The organism is Bacillus cereus group sp. BfR-BA-01350 (assembly GCF_022663775.1).
In the GTDB taxonomy this organism is placed as follows: Bacteria; Bacillota; Bacilli; order Bacillales; family Bacillaceae_G; genus Bacillus_A; species Bacillus_A paranthracis.
Window position 1 is genome coordinate 1 of the sequence record NZ_JAKUGD010000002.1, and the last position, 17,420, is coordinate 17,420.

A 17,420-nucleotide genomic window follows, 5' to 3' on the forward strand; every position below is an offset into this window, starting at 1 on the left:
CATCTAAATATCGTTTCACTGCTTGAATTTTTTCTGTTGAAGAAAATTTAGCCATAAAAAATGCACCTCCAATTGTTAGACTGTGTCTAACAATTGGGGTGCACTTCAATTTTGAAGGGGCTTTTTGCATGTTATCGGTTAATTATCTTTTTTTGAATTTACTAAAAGTTCCTAAATCCAAGCCCAATAACGATACTATCTCTAGCGAAATAATTAACATATCCTATGTAAGAAAGTTGAGGTAGCTAATAGCATATATTTTACTGAAAGGATGTGAATGAATGATGGAACGGCCGAATTGGGGAATTGGAGGATTAGTATTCGTTGGCTGCATGTTTCTGGGCGGAGGAGTGGGATCTATGTTAGGTAATGCCCAAACTGGATGGCTCATAGGAATGGGTGTTGGATTTCTTGGGATGGCTTTAACGAGACTGATTAGAAAGTAATATAACGGAGATTCTTAATACCATAAGAGCTCCCCATACATAGATAGGATTCTCGAGTCGCAGGATGGCACCTTAGGGTGTATTTTTTATGCTTTCTAAAAATGTCTTACCATATAATAGACTTCATTAGGTTCTGATAATCTTTTTTGTAATAGAATAGATTCATTACCGTTTCAGACTTTTGTATTCATTCATAACCTAACAGTAAAAGGGGGGGATGATGAAAGGTATGGAGTGTAATGGTGAATTAAGTTGTCAACAGTTTGCAAGAATTATTGGTGGGTAAGAAGGATTTGCCGGTGGAAAATGCGTGGTAACGATAAATCGGGATGAAATAAAAGCAACAATTTTAGGGAAACGTTTTAGGGTAACAAGTTCCTTCTCATTCGAATCAAGAGATCAAAAAACTGGACGGGCATTATGTCTAGGACGGGTAGCACTCTTACAAAAAGAAGTCAATGGATTCGTTGCTACAATTATTAAACAAGGAGTAATTGTTTCGTCTATACACAATGAGTGGTTATGTGATGATCCAAATTTAATTTACGTTAATATTGAAGACGTTGATGATCCGCTAAGCTTCGCAAAGAAAGTTAGAAGAGCGTTATGTAATTAACTTATTTCTTTCGTTAAATGAGTGATTTGGTTAATTAGAATATTTCATATTATTGAAAGGTTTTATAAAGTGAAAGAAGGCGTTCCATATATGGAATGCCTTCTTTTGATGTTTTTGTTGTTAATGTGGGTTGTTACATTGTTTTAATTGATTATATGTTACTTATCTTTCAACAGAAAGAGTTGGGGGAGGTATCCTTAAAATTCAAATTTAACAGGTCTTAAAAAAAGTTCTTCTAATGTATTTTTTGCATCTTTATTTTCAAATAAAATCTCATATAAAGCGTTACTAATTGGAAGCTCAACATCGTATTGTTTAGATAGTTCTTTCAATGCTTTTACTGTTGAAACTCCTTCTGCCAACTTTTCGAATTTTTGACCTGAGACAAACGCTTCTCCGAATTTTCGGTTATGACTATGTAATGAAAATAATGTGGCCTCATAATCTCCTAGATGGCTCAATCCGTATATCGTTAAATCATTTCCTCCCATAGCTGTAACCAAACGTGAAAGTTCTCTTGTCCCTCTAGCCATGAGTGAACCTTTCAAACTGCTGTAATTCAATCCATCTAACATTCCTGCGGCAATGCCCATAACATTTTTTGTAGCAGCTCCTATTTCATTGCCAATCAAATCTTGTCCGTAGTAAAACCGTATTAAATCACTATTAAATTCCTGCACAATTTCCTTAGTGATACTAATATTCTCAGATCCAATCACCATACAATTCGGAATGTCATTTACAAAATCCTGTACATGTCCAGGTCCTACCCAAACAGCTAAATTGACATTTTTTTCAATGGTTTCACTAAATACTTGAGAAAGTCTCTTTCCGCTTGTTGCTTCAAGTCCTTTCATACATAAGATGAAGGTTTTTCCTTGTATTTCATTAATTAAGTTTAATTGACTAGCAAACGAACGTAATTCTTGTGCACTAATCGATATAATAATAATCTCCGCAAATGAAATTGCTTTATGTAGAGAATTACTTAGCTCAATATCTTCTGAGAGCGTAAGATAATCATTTTTTCTAGTTTCACTTAATTTATTATAATTTCTTGAGTTTTCTCTGCCACATAACATGACATTATGACCAATTTTGTTAGCATACCAAGCTATAAAAGTACCCCAACGCCCACAACCAAGAACTGAAATGTTCAATAATCTCACCTTTGTCTTTATAAATTTTTATGATGTTTCCCTTTGCATGAATGGCTCTATTTATATTGTTTAATATTTGATATACATTAACAAATATCCTTCTTCTAATTGTAATACCTAGTATTTTACGGGGAATTAAATGCATACGACAAATTTTGACAAAGGAATACATATACTTTTGCTATACTATGAAAGTTATTGATTTGTAATGTGTATATAGGAGGATTTTTAAATGTCAAAGAAATTGTTATTATTTGCACTTATGAGTTTATGTGTAATTGCTTTAAGTGCTTGTAAAGGTAATGAAGAAAAGTTAAAGGGCGCGCCAAATGAGCAAAAAGTGGATGAAGACAAAGAAGTAGAAGAAGAAAAACGTAAACAAGAAGAGCAACAAAAAGCAGAAGAAGAGAAACGTAAACAAGAAGAGCAGCAAAGAGTAGAAGAAGAAAAACGTAAACAAGAAGAGCAACAAAAAGCAGAAGAAGAAAAACGTAAACAAGAAGAGCAACAAAGAGCAGAAGAAGAGAAACGTAAACAAGAAGAGCAGCAAAGAGTAGAAGAAGAAAAACGTAAGCAAGAAGAGCAACAAAGAGTAGCTGAAGAAAAACGCAAGCAAGAAGAGAAGAAAGATCAGCAACAGCAATCTACACAACAGGAGAGAACACAAAAACAAGAAAAACCGACACAAGCAACAGGTGGGAAACCAACAAGATCACAAATTTCAGTTGGTTCACATGTAGTTATTCAATTGGATAATGACTATAGTAAAACTGTAAGTGGCGTTGTGAAAGACATTTTGACACATAGTGAAACACATACATACGGCATTAAAGTTCGATTACAAGATGGAAAAATTGGCCGTGTTCAAAGTGTTAAATAATGAAAAAAAGATTTGACTACTTTTCAAATAAATTAAAATTAAAAAACCCGGTTCTTTCGTAAAGGAACCGGGTTTTGCATTTTGTTGGTGCTACTACACCTCTATTGATTTATCAGATACAAAATAGATGTTTTTATAATTTGAAAGACGAGGAAACGAACTTGGAGGGAGTATTAGAAGCATGTTTAAGAAGATGAAATCAATGGAGAAAAGGAACTGGTTTTTAAGTCTGGGCTATGGACCTATCCTCTCGTTCTAATCCACTAAAAGAAGAACTTCCCCATACCCATTAGACTACTAAGCATTCCAATTCCATTCATAGTGCCTTTTCCTACTGTAAGTAAGTTTCCAAGCATTCCTGGCTGACCGTAACCTCCGTTATTCCCCCATCCCATGGGACTTATCTGTCCACCCCATCCTGGAGAGTTTCCGAAAATACCCCAGTTATTGCTATTAAATTTAAAAGCCTTAGCTGGCGGTGAGAGTAAGGCGGCAAGATGACCTTGTGCGAACATCCCTGTATGGTTGAATGGTTGAGCCCAGGGTAAGGGAGGTTTTTGAAAATTACCTGCATGGCCTGGGAATGGAGGCCAATTAGCGGGATGACCTTGGGGCATCATCCCTGCATAATGGATTGGCTGATCCAAAGAGAAGGGAGGGGACTGAGGATTGAAAGCTGTATAATTGGCTGGTGAATCCGAACCAACTGGATAGAAGCGACAACTCCAATTCTCAGGAATTTTCAAATCATTCATTCCATCAGCTTTAGTTATTTGGGGCTGTACATATAATGATGACATTGAAATTTGGTAATTATAATGCTCCTCATTTCCTTTTGAATTCAAATACCGATATTGGTGCATAAGCTTATTCCCCTTACTTTAAAAATGTAATGTTAGACTTAGCCTATGTAATATTCCTTTTGATGGATGGTTACATAACTAGATTTCCAAGCCTGTATTTAAAGGAATGGGTGTGTGGGCTGTCAGTAAAAAAACATGGATTAAAGTTTCGCTTTATTTTAGAAGGGTATTTTCATTGGCTCTTTTTGTTTATTTTAGCCTAATTTAATTTCGGTTAACAAACGTGTTTACATATTCATTCAAAATTTTAAGCTGGGTAAGTAGAATTGCTAAAAAGAGAATATCTATTCGAAGAGTTTGGCAAAATACTGCAAGGGTAATAAATTCTCGTGCAAATATGCAAACGAGTTAAATTAATCAATGGAATTGATAATGAAGGGGTAAATCAATCTATGAGTGAAACGTTACATAAAAGAAAACCACCATATGTAATGCTTGTAATCCTTTTTATTGGGGCATTTGTTTCATTTCTAAATAACTCGCTTTTGAATGTGGCCTTGCCATCAATAATGAAGGATTTAGATATTAAAGATTATTCAACGATTCAGTGGCTTTCTACAGGGTATATGCTTGTAAGTGGTATATTAATTCCGGCATCAGCATTTTTAATAACACGCTTCTCCAATAGGAGCTTATTTATTACATCTATGTTGATTTTTACTCTTGGTACGGCTTTAGCGGCTGTAGCACCGAACTTCGGTTTATTACTTACTGGTCGGATGGTTCAAGCAGCAGGTTCTTCAGTGATGGGACCTTTGTTAATGAATATTATGCTAGTAAGCTTTCCGAGAGAAAAAAGGGGAACAGCAATGGGGATTTTTGGGTTAGTTATGATTACAGCTCCAGCAATTGGACCGACACTATCAGGTTATATTGTAGAGTATTATGACTGGCGTTTGCTTTTTGAAATGATTTTACCGTTAGCAATCATAAGCTTACTGTTAGGGATTTGGAAATCTGAGAATGTCATGAGACAAAACAAAAATGCAAAACTTGATTATCTTTCATTACTATTATCTTCTATCGGTTTTGGCGGTTTATTATATGGGTTCAGTTCTGCAAGCTCCGATGGTTGGACGAATAAAGTTGTCGTAACAACCTTAACCATAGGCGCTATTGCCCTAATCGCTTTCATTATCCGTCAATTAAAAATGAATGAACCGTTATTGGATTTACGTGTTTATAAGTACCCAATGTTTGCGCTTGCGTCTGTAATAGCAATTGTCAACGCAGTGGCCATGTTTTCGGGTATGATTTTAACACCAGCTTATGTACAAAACGTTCGCGGTATTTCACCGCTGAGCTCTGGGCTGATGATGCTTCCAGGGGCGGTAATAATGGGGATTATGTCACCAATTACAGGTAAACTATTTGATAAATATGGCCCTCGTATTCTTGGTATAGTAGGACTTTCCATTACAGCCGTTTCAACTTATATGCTAGCAAACCTACAACTCGACTCTAGTCACACACATATTATTCTTATTTACACATTGCGGATGTTTGGGATGGCGATGGTGATGATGCCACTTATGACAAATGGCCTTAATCAATTGCCAACTCGCTTAAATCCGCACGGTACAGCTGTTAATAATACAGCTCAACAAGTGTCTGGTTCGATTGGTACTGCTATTCTTGTTACGATTATGAATTCTGTAACAAAAACAAAAGCTGAAAGTTTAATGGCTCATGTAGATCCAACAACCTTCACAGAAGCTACGAAGGCAATGGTAACGCAGAAGGCTTTGTTATCCGGAATTCAGCATTCATTCTATGTAGCGCTTGGCATGAATGTTGTTGCGCTACTATTAGTTTTTTTCGTTAAACGTGTAGATACAAGCGCGGAAGCTGTCGAGAGGTTAAATCGATAGAGCAAAATAAAAATCGAGATGATGATTTCTACAAGTTGTTTTGCTACTAAGAAGCTGATAGTTAAAACGGGAAAAGAACTGAAAGAAACAGTGAAATAATTACACATAGTGAAAAAAGGATCTGATCTTCATATCAGATCCTTTTTCATTAGAAACTATTGGCTTTCCAAATACTACAATCTTTAGTTTTCAATTTCTGATAAACATTATACTAATACGCTTCATTTTAATTTCGTATTTTTTTGCAAGTTATAAATCTAATAGCAACAACCGACTTAGATTACCAACCTTATAAGTAATATCATAATCGTGAATAGTTAGGGAAAAGATAAAATAAGGTAATCAATTACATATCTTTATCCCAGGCGATTCATTACTATGTTCTTTTTATTGACTGGGATATTTTATCTCGCTATTTGCTGGGCAGTAAGACCCCCACCTCAAAAATCAGCGGAAGCAAAGAAGTTAGGTGGGGGAGCAACTGCTCGCCCGATTGGTGAGGGCTGATTAAAGTTTCACTTTATTTCATGCTTTTTGAAAGGGTGTTTGTAATGGATAAAAAAGTATCTGCCATTCCTCAGCCGAAAACATATGGACCGCTGGGGAATCTCCCATTAATCGACAAAGATAAACCGACCCTATCCTTTATCAAGATAGCGGAAGAGTATGGTCCTATTTTTCAAATTCAAACTTTAAGTGATACGATCATTGTCGTTTCTGGACATGAACTGGTAGCGGAAGTTTGTGATGAAACAAGATTTGATAAAAGTATAGAGGGTGCTTTAGCAAAGGTTCGTGCTTTTGCTGGAGACGGACTATTTACAAGCGAGACTGACGAGCCTAACTGGAAAAAAGCTCATAATATTTTGATGCCTACATTCAGTCAACGGGCAATGAAAGATTATCATGCTATGATGGTCGATATTGCCGTGCAACTCGTTCAAAAATGGGCAAGACTGAATCCGAATGAAAACGTAGATGTCCCAGGGGATATGACTCGCCTTACATTAGATACAATTGGTCTATGTGGTTTTAATTACCGATTTAATAGCTTTTATCGTGAGACCTCTCATCCTTTTATCACTAGCATGACCCGTGCTCTAGATGAGGCGATGCACCAATTGCAGCGGCTGGATATAGAAGATAAACTCATGTGGAGAACGAAACGTCAATTTCAGCATGATATCCAATCTATGTTTTCTTTAGTAGATAATATTATTGCTGAACGTAAAAGTAGCGGGAATCAGGAAGAAAATGATTTGCTTTCCCGTATGTTACATGTGCAGGATCCGGAAACGGGTGAAAAATTAGATGATGAAAATATTCGTTTCCAAATTATTACCTTCTTAATAGCTGGGCATGAGACAACAAGTGGATTGTTATCTTTTGCAATCTATTTTTTATTAAAGAATCCGGATAAATTGAAAAAAGCCTATGAAGAAGTAGACCGTGTTTTGACAGATCCCACTCCAACATACCAACAAGTTATGAAGCTTAAGTATATACGGATGATTTTAAATGAATCACTACGTCTATGGCCGACTGCTCCAGCATTCAGTCTCTATGCAAAAGAAGATACAGTAATTGGTGGGAAATACCCAATTAAGAAAGGCGAAGATCGTATCTCTGTTCTTATTCCACAGCTACATAGGGATAAAGATGCGTGGGGAGACAATGTGGAAGAATTCCAACCTGAACGATTTGAAGAGCTGGATAAGGTTCCTCATCATGCTTATAAGCCATTTGGAAATGGCCAGAGAGCATGTATCGGTATGCAGTTTGCACTTCATGAAGCCACACTCGTAATGGGAATGCTTCTTCAACATTTTGAATTCATCGATTATGAAGACTATCAGCTGGACGTAAAACAAACATTAACGCTAAAGCCTGGTGATTTTAAAATTAGGATTGTACCTCGAAATGAAACTATTAGCCATAATACTGTTCTTGCGCCTACAGAGGAGAAACTGAAAAACCATGAAACCAAGCAGCAAGTTCAGAAGACTCCTTCCATTATTGGAGCCGATAATCTTTCACTTCTTGTTCTGTATGGCTCGGATACAGGGGTAGCAGAAGGTATTGCAAGAGAACTAGCAGATACAGCTAGTTTAGAAGGTGTTCAAACGGAAGTGGCAGCTCTTAACGATCGAATTGGAAGTTTGCCGAAAGAAGGAGCGGTTCTTATTGTAACTTCTTCTTATAATGGAAAACCGCCAAGTAATGCAGGACAGTTTGTGCAATGGTTGGAGGAATTAAAACCAGATGAGCTAAAAGGTGTTCAATACGCAGTTTTTGGTTGTGGAGATCATAATTGGGCTAGTACTTATCAGCGAATTCCAAGATACATTGATGAGCAAATGGCTCAAAAAGGAGCAACAAGATTTTCTAAACGCGGAGAAGCAGATGCAAGTGGTGATTTCGAGGAACAGCTCGAGCAATGGAAACAAAGTATGTGGTCTGATGCGATGAAGGCATTTGGATTGGAACTTAACAAAAACATGGAGAAAGAACGCAGTACTTTGAGCCTGCAATTTGTCAGCCGTCTTGGAGGATCTCCTCTTGCGCGAACATATGAAGCAGTTTATGCATCTATATTAGAAAATCGTGAACTTCAATCATCTAGCAGTGAAAGAAGCACGCGACATATTGAGATATCATTGCCAGAAGGCGCTACATATAAAGAAGGAGACCACCTTGGGGTACTACCAATTAATAGCGAGAAAAATGTCAACCGAATTTTAAAACGCTTTGGATTAAACGGGAAGGATCAAGTCATTTTAAGCGCAAGTGGGCGCAGTGTAAATCACATACCTTTAGACAGTCCTGTTCGTTTATATGACCTTCTTAGTTATAGTGTCGAAGTGCAAGAAGCAGCTACTCGAGCACAAATACGAGAAATGGTGACATTCACAGTATGCCCTCCTCATAAAAAGGAATTGGAATCATTATTGGAAGAGGGAGTTTATCAAGAACAAATATTAAAGAAACGTATTTCAATGTTAGATCTTCTTGAAAAGTATGAGGCTTGTGAAATCCGATTTGAACGCTTTTTAGAACTTCTTCCGGCGCTCAAACCGCGTTACTATTCTATCTCAAGTTCTCCACTCGTTGCCCAGGATCGTCTAAGCATTACGGTTGGCGTTGTAAATGCGCCTGCATGGAGTGGGGAAGGGACATATGAAGGAGTCGCTTCTAACTATTTAGCTCAGCGTCATAATAAAGATGAGATTATCTGTTTCATTCGAACGCCACAATCAAACTTTCAATTACCTGAAAATCCAGAAACACCAATTATCATGGTTGGACCAGGTACTGGAATTGCACCATTCCGTGGATTCTTACAAGCGCGTCGCGTTCAAAAGCAAAAAGGTATGAAGGTAGGAGAAGCGCATCTATACTTTGGTTGTCGTCATCCTGAAAAGGATTATCTCTATCGTACAGAACTAGAAAATGATGAAAGAGAGGGATTAATCTCTTTACACACAGCTTTTTCTCGCTTAGAAGGACACCCTAAAACATATGTACAGCATGTAATAAAAGAAGATAGAATTCATTTAATTTCGTTATTAGATAATGGGGCCCATCTTTATATATGTGGTGATGGAAGTAAAATGGCTCCTGACGTAGAAGACACCCTTTGTCAAGCATATCAAGAAATTCATGAAGTCAGTGAACAAGAAGCAAGGAATTGGTTGGACCGAGTGCAAGATGAAGGACGATATGGAAAAGATGTTTGGGCTGGTATATGAATGTTTCTTAATTAAATAAGTAATATGTAACGAATGAACGTCTTTCGAATAAGTGAATAACTCATTTATAACAATCCCGTATGTTTATTAAATACGGGATTTACTTATTTTTAATAAGCTGGATTGATACTGTAGAAAAATAATAGGTAATTCATTTGACAATTAAAATGACCTGCTATAATATATATGCCATAGCATATAATTAATAAAATGAATACATTCACTGTGAATAATTGACTGGTATGCTATACTCTTTTATATATTAATTTATAGAGGTGATACATGAACTTACATGATTTAATAGGCTATCTTGTTCATCGTACTGATGTGAAAATGACGAATTATTTTACGAAGAAATTAAAGCCTTTTGGCGTTACGCCAGAGCAGTGGGGGATTATTAGTGTTCTTTGTAGCCAAAGAGCCACTACTCAAAAAGAGTTAGCAGAAGCGATTGATAAAGATCAAACTACTGTCGTAAGAATGATACAGTCAATGGAGAGAAAAGGGATTGTAAAGAAGGCTTTGAATGAGCAAGATCGGCGTTCACACAATCTGTTTTTAACTGAAAAAGGCGACGAGTTAAAGAAAACAATTTTGCCTGTAGTGACAGACGCTCACCATTTCGTTACGAGTAATTTGAGCGAGGAAGAAATTAAAGTATTACAATCATTATTAAACAAATTGTATGATACACGCTATTAATACTTGTTCCTTATTGATGCCATGCTATTTATAAGGAACAACCTCTGTTTTATATCTTATATATGCTATAGCATATATTGTGTTTCGGGGAATGGTAGAGATAGCTTTATTTTGTATAATATTTAATTCAGATCACTTTTTTTCTAGTACCAGTCAAATTTTTCGTATTATATATGCTATAGCATGTAATTATTATCCCTTTCATATGGAAAAGGGTAATGTGAATTGAAGCCATTTCCATAAGGGCAATCTCAGGAAATAGGGTAAAGGTAGTGACTACTATCCGAACAATACTGATTTTTATCAAATAATAAGAAAGGTGTGATGACTATTTTAATTTTCATCAATATTGTAAAAGTAGTGTTGTTTCTGTTCTTTTTAATGACAGGAACGAAAATTATATCTGGGAAAATGGCAGATGAATTTAAGCGATTTGGTTTACCTTCGTTTTTTAATTTCTTAACTGGAGCTTTTGAGATTGTAGGAGCAATTGGAATGTTAATAGGAATTTGGGTTCCAATGGCAGCTTTATTGGCAGGATTGTTGTTAGGCGGTACGATGCTTGCAGCTGCATTAACCCTTATTGTATTAGCGAGAGATCCTTTTAAGAAAGCAATACCTGCACTTGTTTTGTTCGTCCTTAGTTTAGGGATAAGTTTGTATCATATTTTTTAAACATAACTGAAAACTATTAAACTTTATACGTTCAAGTTACTAACGTTTTGTGATTATTTTACAAATAGGGGGATTCTCAAAGTAGTGCTTGAATAATAATAGCGATATGAATTTAGACATTACCATCATTTGAATCATAATTAGTAAAAGAATGGGAAGAATTTTTATAAAAAGGAATTCCTGATGAATTTTATATTAAAAATAGGAGTGAGTGAAGATGGCATATTTATTACAAGTTGATTTTCCGTTTGAAGGTCCTTTTGGTGAAGAAATGGAAAAAGGATTTTGGGATTTAGCAAAAAGTATTAACGAAGAAGAAGGATTCCATTGGAAAATATGGACTGAGAATCAAGAAACAAAAGAAGCTGGAGGCATCTATGTATTTGAAGAAAAACAAGATGCTGAAAAATACGCTGAAATGCACAAGAACAGACTTGAAGCAGCTGGTGTTAAAGATATTAGAGTAAGAATTTTTAACATCAATGAAAAGTTAACGGAACTGAATCGTGGGTATACGAAATAAATCCGAAAGTCAGGCAAGCATAAAAGGAGGGGGATAATCCCCTTCTTTTTTTATTTCTTACATTGATGGTGAGGGACTCGTACAAAAAATCCCTATATAAATAGGGATTTGTGTATCGGTATATTGTTCCTTGGAGAAGGATGTATGAAGTCTAATATATGAGAGTTCTTACATTTGTGAAAGTCACGTGGGAAAAGTTGTATTAAAATAATTATTTATAAAAGGGTACGCCCCTTACTGGGAGGTAAGGGGCACAGGAAATGCAAATTTATTTGTAATTTGATTATAACATATATACCTGTCTATACATGTTACAAATTTATGAACATAACTGTTAATTAGTAACCAGAGGTAACGAAGGGTAGATGACTTAAGTAGTTTTTAAAGGGGTATAACAGAGAAAATGCAAGAAAAGACCTGATAACAGGTCCGTTTTTGTTATTGTTTTTCAGACTTCGCTTGTTCTAGAATGTATGCTTCTTCTTGTTCCGGTGTCGCTAATTCGTATGCTTTACCAGTGCTGTTATTGTCCCATTCCCATAGTAAATTATGCTCCTCAACCGATTGAGAGAAATCGCCTTCATACCAACGAACCAAAATCTTGAGGTACTGTTCTTTATGTTGTAAGGTTCCACTATTACTTTCATCAATTACTCGACGTACTGTTTCGATGTTTTCTGGAGTCATTTTAATAAATCCTTGTTTTTCGTGAGATAAGACTTTTTGATGAGTCATTTTGTGCATTGCATTGATTATATGACGATCAGAATTGAGGTCAAGTATTACATCTTCCCCTTTAATTCTTTCAGTCTGCTTTTCCTTAACGTCTGAACCTGCATATGTACCGACTTTGTAACCAGTAAAAATACCAACTGCTATAGCAATAACTAAGCTTGATGTGATTTTAATCCACTTTTTCAAAATTCGTCCCCCTTTTATTGAAGTGTACCATAAAAGAAGAGCTATATACTTCCATCTGTCTGTATGATTTACATAAAGCAGCATTATCAGTAATCAATGATGCATAACGTGAGATTATATAAGCATTTATTATCCTGAAGAATTTAAAATAAAACCTATCTAATTACAGAAGTGATTTGAACGTAAGGAAATTGTAAGAAATGCATAAGAAAAAAGAAATTTTTATTATGTAGGATACAAATATAGAGAAGCACAAAAGAGGGAGGATAAATAGGGTTTATTTATACGAAAACCAAACTAGTAATAGGCACATTCTAAATAAAAAAATCATTTATGGTACTAACATACATGTGAAAAAGAGAGGTTTTACCGTTTGTTACGACAGTAGAGATAAAGCCAGAATAGTAGTTTATGTGATGTTTGTAATTGAGCAAATAAAAGATGAAACCGATCATTTATCTAAGGAGGAATTTTTCTTATGGAAAATAAATTATCTGGAGTGTTAGCCGCTACCTTAGCTCTAACGATGAGCCTACCAACAGGAGCGATAGCGTCTTCTAGCAGTAAGACTCCGGTTGTATCTAGCCAAGAAGTTGCTAGCAAAGATTTGGAGAAGATTGCTGCAGAGAACGCTGCACTGCTCACGAAGTCCTATGAGACGACTAGTGTACAGTATGCGCTGATTGATAATGGTAAACTTATTTTGTCAGGACAGACAGGCAAGAATGACATAGAGGGGAAAGAGGCATTAACCAAAGATACTCTATACGGAATTGGTTCAACCAGTAAAGTATATACAGCTGCGGCTGTTATGAAATTAGTAGACGAAGGAAAAGTTGATTTGGATGCTTCTGTTACCCGCTATATTCCTGAGTTCAAAATGAAAGATGAACGATATAAACGTATTACACCGCGTATGCTGTTGAATCACTCCTCAGGTTTGCAAGGTTCGACGCTTAATAATGCATTTTTATTTAAAGATAATGATGTTTATGCCCATGATATCTTGTTGCAACAATTGTCCAACCAAAACTTGAAGGCAGACCCTGGCGCGTTCTCAGTATACTGTAATGACGGTTTTACGCTGGCTGAGATCTTGGTAGAAAGAGTCAGCGGTATGAGTTTTACTGAATTTCTACATCAAAAGTTTACTGAGCCATTAAAACTGAATCATACGATAACATCGCAAGATAAATGGGAAGATGAAAAGCGGGCTGGACAGTATTCTCCGACATACCAGGGACAGCTTCCAAGTGAAATGGTAAATGTGATTGGTACGGGAGGAATCTCTTCTACTGCAGAAGATGTGGTGCGATTCTCACAAATATTTATGGGACAGGGAAAAGAAATCCTCTCTAATAAAGCAGTCAAGACGATGGAACAAGAAGAATATAAAAAAGGAATGTGGCCGGGAGATAGCGGAAATGTGTTCAACTATGGTCTTGGCTGGGATAGTGTGAAACTATACCCATTCAGTGAATATGGGATAAAAGCGTTGACTAAGGGTGGGGATACGATGCTGCAACATGCTACATTGGTCGTACTTCCAGAACAGAAGATGGCAGCAGCTGTATTGTCCTCCGGCGGCTCCAGCATGACAAATCAACTGTTGGCAAATAAATTACTGCTAGCTAGGCTTAAAGAGAAAGGGACAATTAAGGATATAAAACCAGATAAATCCTTCGGCAAGCCCGTCAAGGCTAAAGTGCCTCAAGACGTGGTAAAAAAAGCAGGATTTTATGGAAATAGCTATAACCATTTCAAAATAGAAATTACGAAGAAGGGAGAACTGTTTTTACCAACTAAACCAGAAGAAAAATATGTATATACGGCGGATGGAAGCTTTATAAATGAGAAGGGCACTTCCAAGCTTAACTTCGTCACAGAGAAGAATGGAAAAGTTTATTTGAGAGAGAGCGCATATGAATTATCGCCGGGATTGGGGCAAAATGTGCTGACTCACTATTTAGCCCAGAAATTAGAAAACAATGTGTTACCGAAGAAAACAGCTGCTGCATGGGCGAAGCGCGAGGGCGGCAAGTTCTACCTCGTTAACGAAAAATTTAATTCTATAAATTATCTAGGACAACAAATACCTCTTAACACACAAATTACGCTCAAAGATGGCTATTGGGACGGCAAAAAAATTACAGGTCCGAATACGGCGACGCATCAAATTCAAATTCCCGTGATGAATGGGCGGGATACAAAGGAAGCCCATTTCTATACAGAGGATGGTACTGAATATATGGAGATGTCCAGCTTTTTATACGTCAGTGAATCTAACGTAAAATCCCTTGATGCAGGTCAATTATCGAAAGTTACACTGCAAAAAAATGGGCATGCGAAATGGTTTACGATTCCGCAAGAGGCAGCAGGGAAAACAATGAATGTGGAGTTGCCATCAGGAAGTTCATTCGCGGTGTATGATGAGAATGGAGTATGCGTCAATTTTAGCGTTGTTAGTAATAATAACAAAGTGAAACTACCAGAGAACGGAACGGTTGTATTTGCTGGCGCACCGAACTCAGAATTTACAGTCGCATTGAACTAGTTACAACTCGGGGTAGACTTTAATAAAACAGTATCACTTGGAAAAGATATTTTATTTGTATCTTAAGTATTCCCTTAAATGATATTACACTTAAATTCTTAGTTTAATAGCAATGGGATCCCGCCCACGTTTTAACGAAAATATACGCTAAGCAAATCCCAACATAAAGCGAGCCGAATTTTCTACCCTTAAGAAAAATTTCGGTTCGTTTTATGGTTTCATGACAAGTTGTTTACTGAACAATAAAGTTCTTTATTGGAACAGGCTACTTTCTTCAACAATCGGGCCAGATTGTTGAAGAAGAAATATAATAAAAATGCTTTTGATTGTTTTATTAAACGAATTAAACCGCAAAAAACAAGAAGAATTCCCCACCCTTTACTAGTACACTAAATCCTATAAAAGGAGGGAGATCATGAAAAATAAAGCCATTGGATTATTTTAAGGAATTGCGTTATACATTTCAGCTATTTTAGGATCAGGTGTCCTATTTTTATCAGGGGTAACGGCCTCAATAGCGGGCCCTGCATCTATTGTATCCTGGTTTATCGTTATTATAATTAGTTTTCCGCTTGCTTATTCCTTTGCTAGTTTGGCACGGATATTTCCTGATTCCGGTGGAGCAGCAACCTTTGTTAGAAATTCTTTTGGATATCATCTTGGCAATATCGTTGGGTGGTTTTACTTTGTAACAGCAGCAGTTGGTCAAACGATTGTATCTTTAACTGGTGCTTTTTACGTCAGTCAGGCATTTGGATTTTCGCATTTTGAAACAATTTTAATTGCCGTCTTTATTTTGGTAATTGCAGGTGTTTCCAATTATTACGGCGTAAATGTTAGTGGTAAAGTTGCATTGATTTTAAGTTCTTTATTACTGATTCTTTTAGCGTCAGCTGTATTTGTGGCGTTTCCAAGAATACAATGGGGAAATTTTAATCCCTTTGTTCCAAATGGATGGTTTTCTGTCGGGAACGCTATAACGGTTATCTTTTGGTCATTTTTCGGTTGGGAGGCGATTTGTAATCTGGCTGAGCATTTTAAAAGGCCAGAAAAAGATATTGTCAAAGGAGCAGTTATTAGTGCAGTTGTCATTGGATTATTATTTTTAGCGCTAAGCCTTGTCACTATTGGAACGGCCACGTATGGCAGTCAAGAAAGCAACCTGTCTCCTATTGGTGTTATAATGGGAGATACAGTAGGCGGAGGTGCCAAAGTCGTTACAGCTGTTTTAGCTTTAATTATTTGTACAGGGACAGCGAATGCTTTTGTAGCCAGCCTAATGCAATTAGGATATTCATTAAGCAGAGATGGTGCTTTCCCAAAATTTTTCTCAAGGCTGCATGCAACTACTCAAATTCCAAGACAGATGGTATTGTTTGTTATCTGTTTTTCGGTAGCAGGTGTGTTAGTGACAAAAGCTTTGTCACTAACGTTTGATGATATTTTGTTTATACCGACTTCTCTTGGGATTCTAGTTTATGTTCTTTCAATGGCAGCAGGCGTTAAATTATTTAGGAAGAACACACCGGCATGGTGGGCATCGTTAATCTCTTTCATTTTATGTTTGCTGGTGATTCCATTTTTTCAATTGTATATATTTGTTCCGTTAATTGTCGTGGCTATATATACGATTTATATGATTTTGAGTAATAAGATTTTCGCCTACAAGGGAGGATTAAAATCTAATGAAGGATCAAAATAACCTTTCCAGAGATACCATGTGGAAAGCAACAGTAACATGTGATTCAGCGTATGACGGGATATTCTTTTACGCAGTCAAGACAACTAGAATTTTCTGTCGGCCTTCTTGCAAGTCTAAGGTTCCTAATTATGAAAATGTATCCTTTTTTTCAAATGCGCAAGAAGCTCAAAGGGCAGGCTATCGCCCATGCAAAAGATGCCGATCAGATCTAAATATAAAAATATACGATCCGTTCGAATGCGTTTTGGAAGATACTATGCGATTGATAAAAAATAATTATGTTCAAAACATGTCTTTAAATGAAATTGCATCAAGGGTAGGAGTTAGTCGTTTTCATTTAAATCGGATTTTCAAAGAAAGAACAGGGTATACTCCTCGAATATATTTAGAAAGGATCAGAGTTAAGAAAGCAAAGGAACTTCTCTTGACAACGGTCTTTAATAGTACAGAGATTGGTTATCAAACAGGCTATCAAAGTGTATCTAGCTTTTATAATGCATTTAAAAGAAATACAGGATTTTCACCGAGTCAATTCCGTGCTTTTCATAGTGGAAATACCGTAAACCAAGAACTTGACTGAATTCACGTTCTTTAACAAAAGATAGCATGAATTAACAAGAGTGCTTTGTACTCATCGTATTTTTCGATAAATCATTACTGATTGATTAAAAGTAAACAATTTTGTATTGAACAATAATAAGCCATTTTTCTCTGTTATAGAATTGTAAGCTTTTTAATTCAATCCTCAACAAACGGGC

General features: G+C 36.4%; 13 protein-coding genes and 1 pseudogene. 11 read left to right on the forward strand and 3 right to left on the reverse strand.

Annotation, left to right across the window (positions count from 1 at the left end):
- Positions 1-281: 281 nt before the first annotated feature.
- Positions 282-446, forward strand: coding sequence for a hypothetical protein (locus MR147_RS04175; RefSeq protein ID WP_001968687.1), 165 nt, complete (start codon positions 282-284; stop codon positions 444-446).
- Positions 447-675: 229 nt separating this feature from the next.
- A pseudogene (locus MR147_RS04180) lies at positions 676-1,062 on the forward strand (DUF1259 domain-containing protein).
- A gap of 197 nt (positions 1,063-1,259) precedes the next feature.
- On the opposite strand, the gene MR147_RS04185 reads toward MR147_RS04180, so the two are convergent.
- Entirely contained in the window at positions 1,260-2,231 is a 972-nt protein-coding gene (locus tag MR147_RS04185) for an NAD(P)H-dependent glycerol-3-phosphate dehydrogenase (RefSeq protein WP_242303670.1), read from the reverse strand.
- A gap of 223 nt (positions 2,232-2,454) precedes the next feature.
- Between MR147_RS04185 and MR147_RS04190 the strand changes: the two genes are divergently transcribed.
- The gene (locus MR147_RS04190) at positions 2,455-3,102 is read left to right on the forward strand and encodes a YwbE family protein (RefSeq protein WP_242303671.1); all 648 of its coding nucleotides are present in this window, start codon (positions 2,455-2,457) and stop codon (positions 3,100-3,102) included.
- A 263-nt stretch (positions 3,103-3,365) separates the two neighbouring features.
- Here the strand turns inward: MR147_RS04190 and MR147_RS04195 are convergent, their stop codons facing one another.
- On the reverse strand, positions 3,366-3,965 hold the full coding sequence (locus tag MR147_RS04195) for a hypothetical protein (protein ID WP_242303672.1): 600 nt from the start codon (positions 3,963-3,965) through the stop codon (positions 3,366-3,368).
- A gap of 392 nt (positions 3,966-4,357) precedes the next feature.
- Here MR147_RS04195 and MR147_RS04200 point away from each other — a divergent pair, with 392 nt between their 5' ends.
- The 5 genes from MR147_RS04200 to MR147_RS04220 all read left to right on the forward strand — a co-directional run bounded on the left by MR147_RS04200 (position 4,358) and on the right by MR147_RS04220 (position 11,485).
- Positions 4,358-5,836: a DHA2 family efflux MFS transporter permease subunit gene (locus tag MR147_RS04200; protein WP_074610647.1), complete on the forward strand. Its 1,479-nt coding sequence runs from the start codon at positions 4,358-4,360 to the stop codon at positions 5,834-5,836.
- Between the two features lie 551 nt (positions 5,837-6,387).
- Entirely contained in the window at positions 6,388-9,585 is a 3,198-nt protein-coding gene (gene cypD / locus MR147_RS04205) for a bifunctional P-450/NADPH--P450 reductase (RefSeq protein ID WP_242303673.1), read from the forward strand.
- Positions 9,586-9,867: 282 nt separating this feature from the next.
- Entirely contained in the window at positions 9,868-10,287 is a 420-nt protein-coding gene (locus MR147_RS04210; protein ID WP_001048553.1) for a MarR family winged helix-turn-helix transcriptional regulator, read from the forward strand.
- Positions 10,288-10,611: 324 nt separating this feature from the next.
- Positions 10,612-10,962 (forward strand): DoxX family protein, encoded by a 351-nt coding sequence (locus MR147_RS04215; protein ID WP_000153831.1) that lies wholly within the window; start codon positions 10,612-10,614, stop codon positions 10,960-10,962.
- Between the two features lie 217 nt (positions 10,963-11,179).
- Positions 11,180-11,485, forward strand: coding sequence for a monooxygenase (locus tag MR147_RS04220; RefSeq protein WP_000323761.1), 306 nt, complete (start codon positions 11,180-11,182; stop codon positions 11,483-11,485).
- Positions 11,486-11,923: 438 nt separating this feature from the next.
- Here the strand turns inward: MR147_RS04220 and MR147_RS04225 are convergent, their stop codons facing one another.
- The gene (locus MR147_RS04225; RefSeq protein WP_000758844.1) at positions 11,924-12,406 is read right to left on the reverse strand and encodes a PRK06770 family protein; all 483 of its coding nucleotides are present in this window, start codon (positions 12,404-12,406) and stop codon (positions 11,924-11,926) included.
- Between the two features lie 478 nt (positions 12,407-12,884).
- Here MR147_RS04225 and MR147_RS04230 point away from each other — a divergent pair, with 478 nt between their 5' ends.
- From MR147_RS04230 to MR147_RS04240, 3 genes are all read left to right on the forward strand, one after another.
- Positions 12,885-14,960 carry a serine hydrolase domain-containing protein gene (locus MR147_RS04230; protein WP_242303674.1) on the forward strand — a complete coding sequence of 692 codons (2,076 nt, stop codon included), beginning with the start codon at positions 12,885-12,887 and terminating at the stop codon, positions 14,958-14,960.
- A gap of 448 nt (positions 14,961-15,408) precedes the next feature.
- Positions 15,409-16,662, forward strand: coding sequence for an APC family permease (locus tag MR147_RS04235; RefSeq protein ID WP_242303899.1), 1,254 nt, complete (start codon positions 15,409-15,411; stop codon positions 16,660-16,662).
- Entirely contained in the window at positions 16,646-17,242 is a 597-nt protein-coding gene (locus MR147_RS04240; RefSeq protein ID WP_000654824.1) for a bifunctional transcriptional activator/DNA repair enzyme AdaA, read from the forward strand. Before MR147_RS04235 ends, MR147_RS04240 begins: the two co-directional genes overlap by 17 nt.
- Positions 17,243-17,420 lie beyond the last annotated feature (178 nt).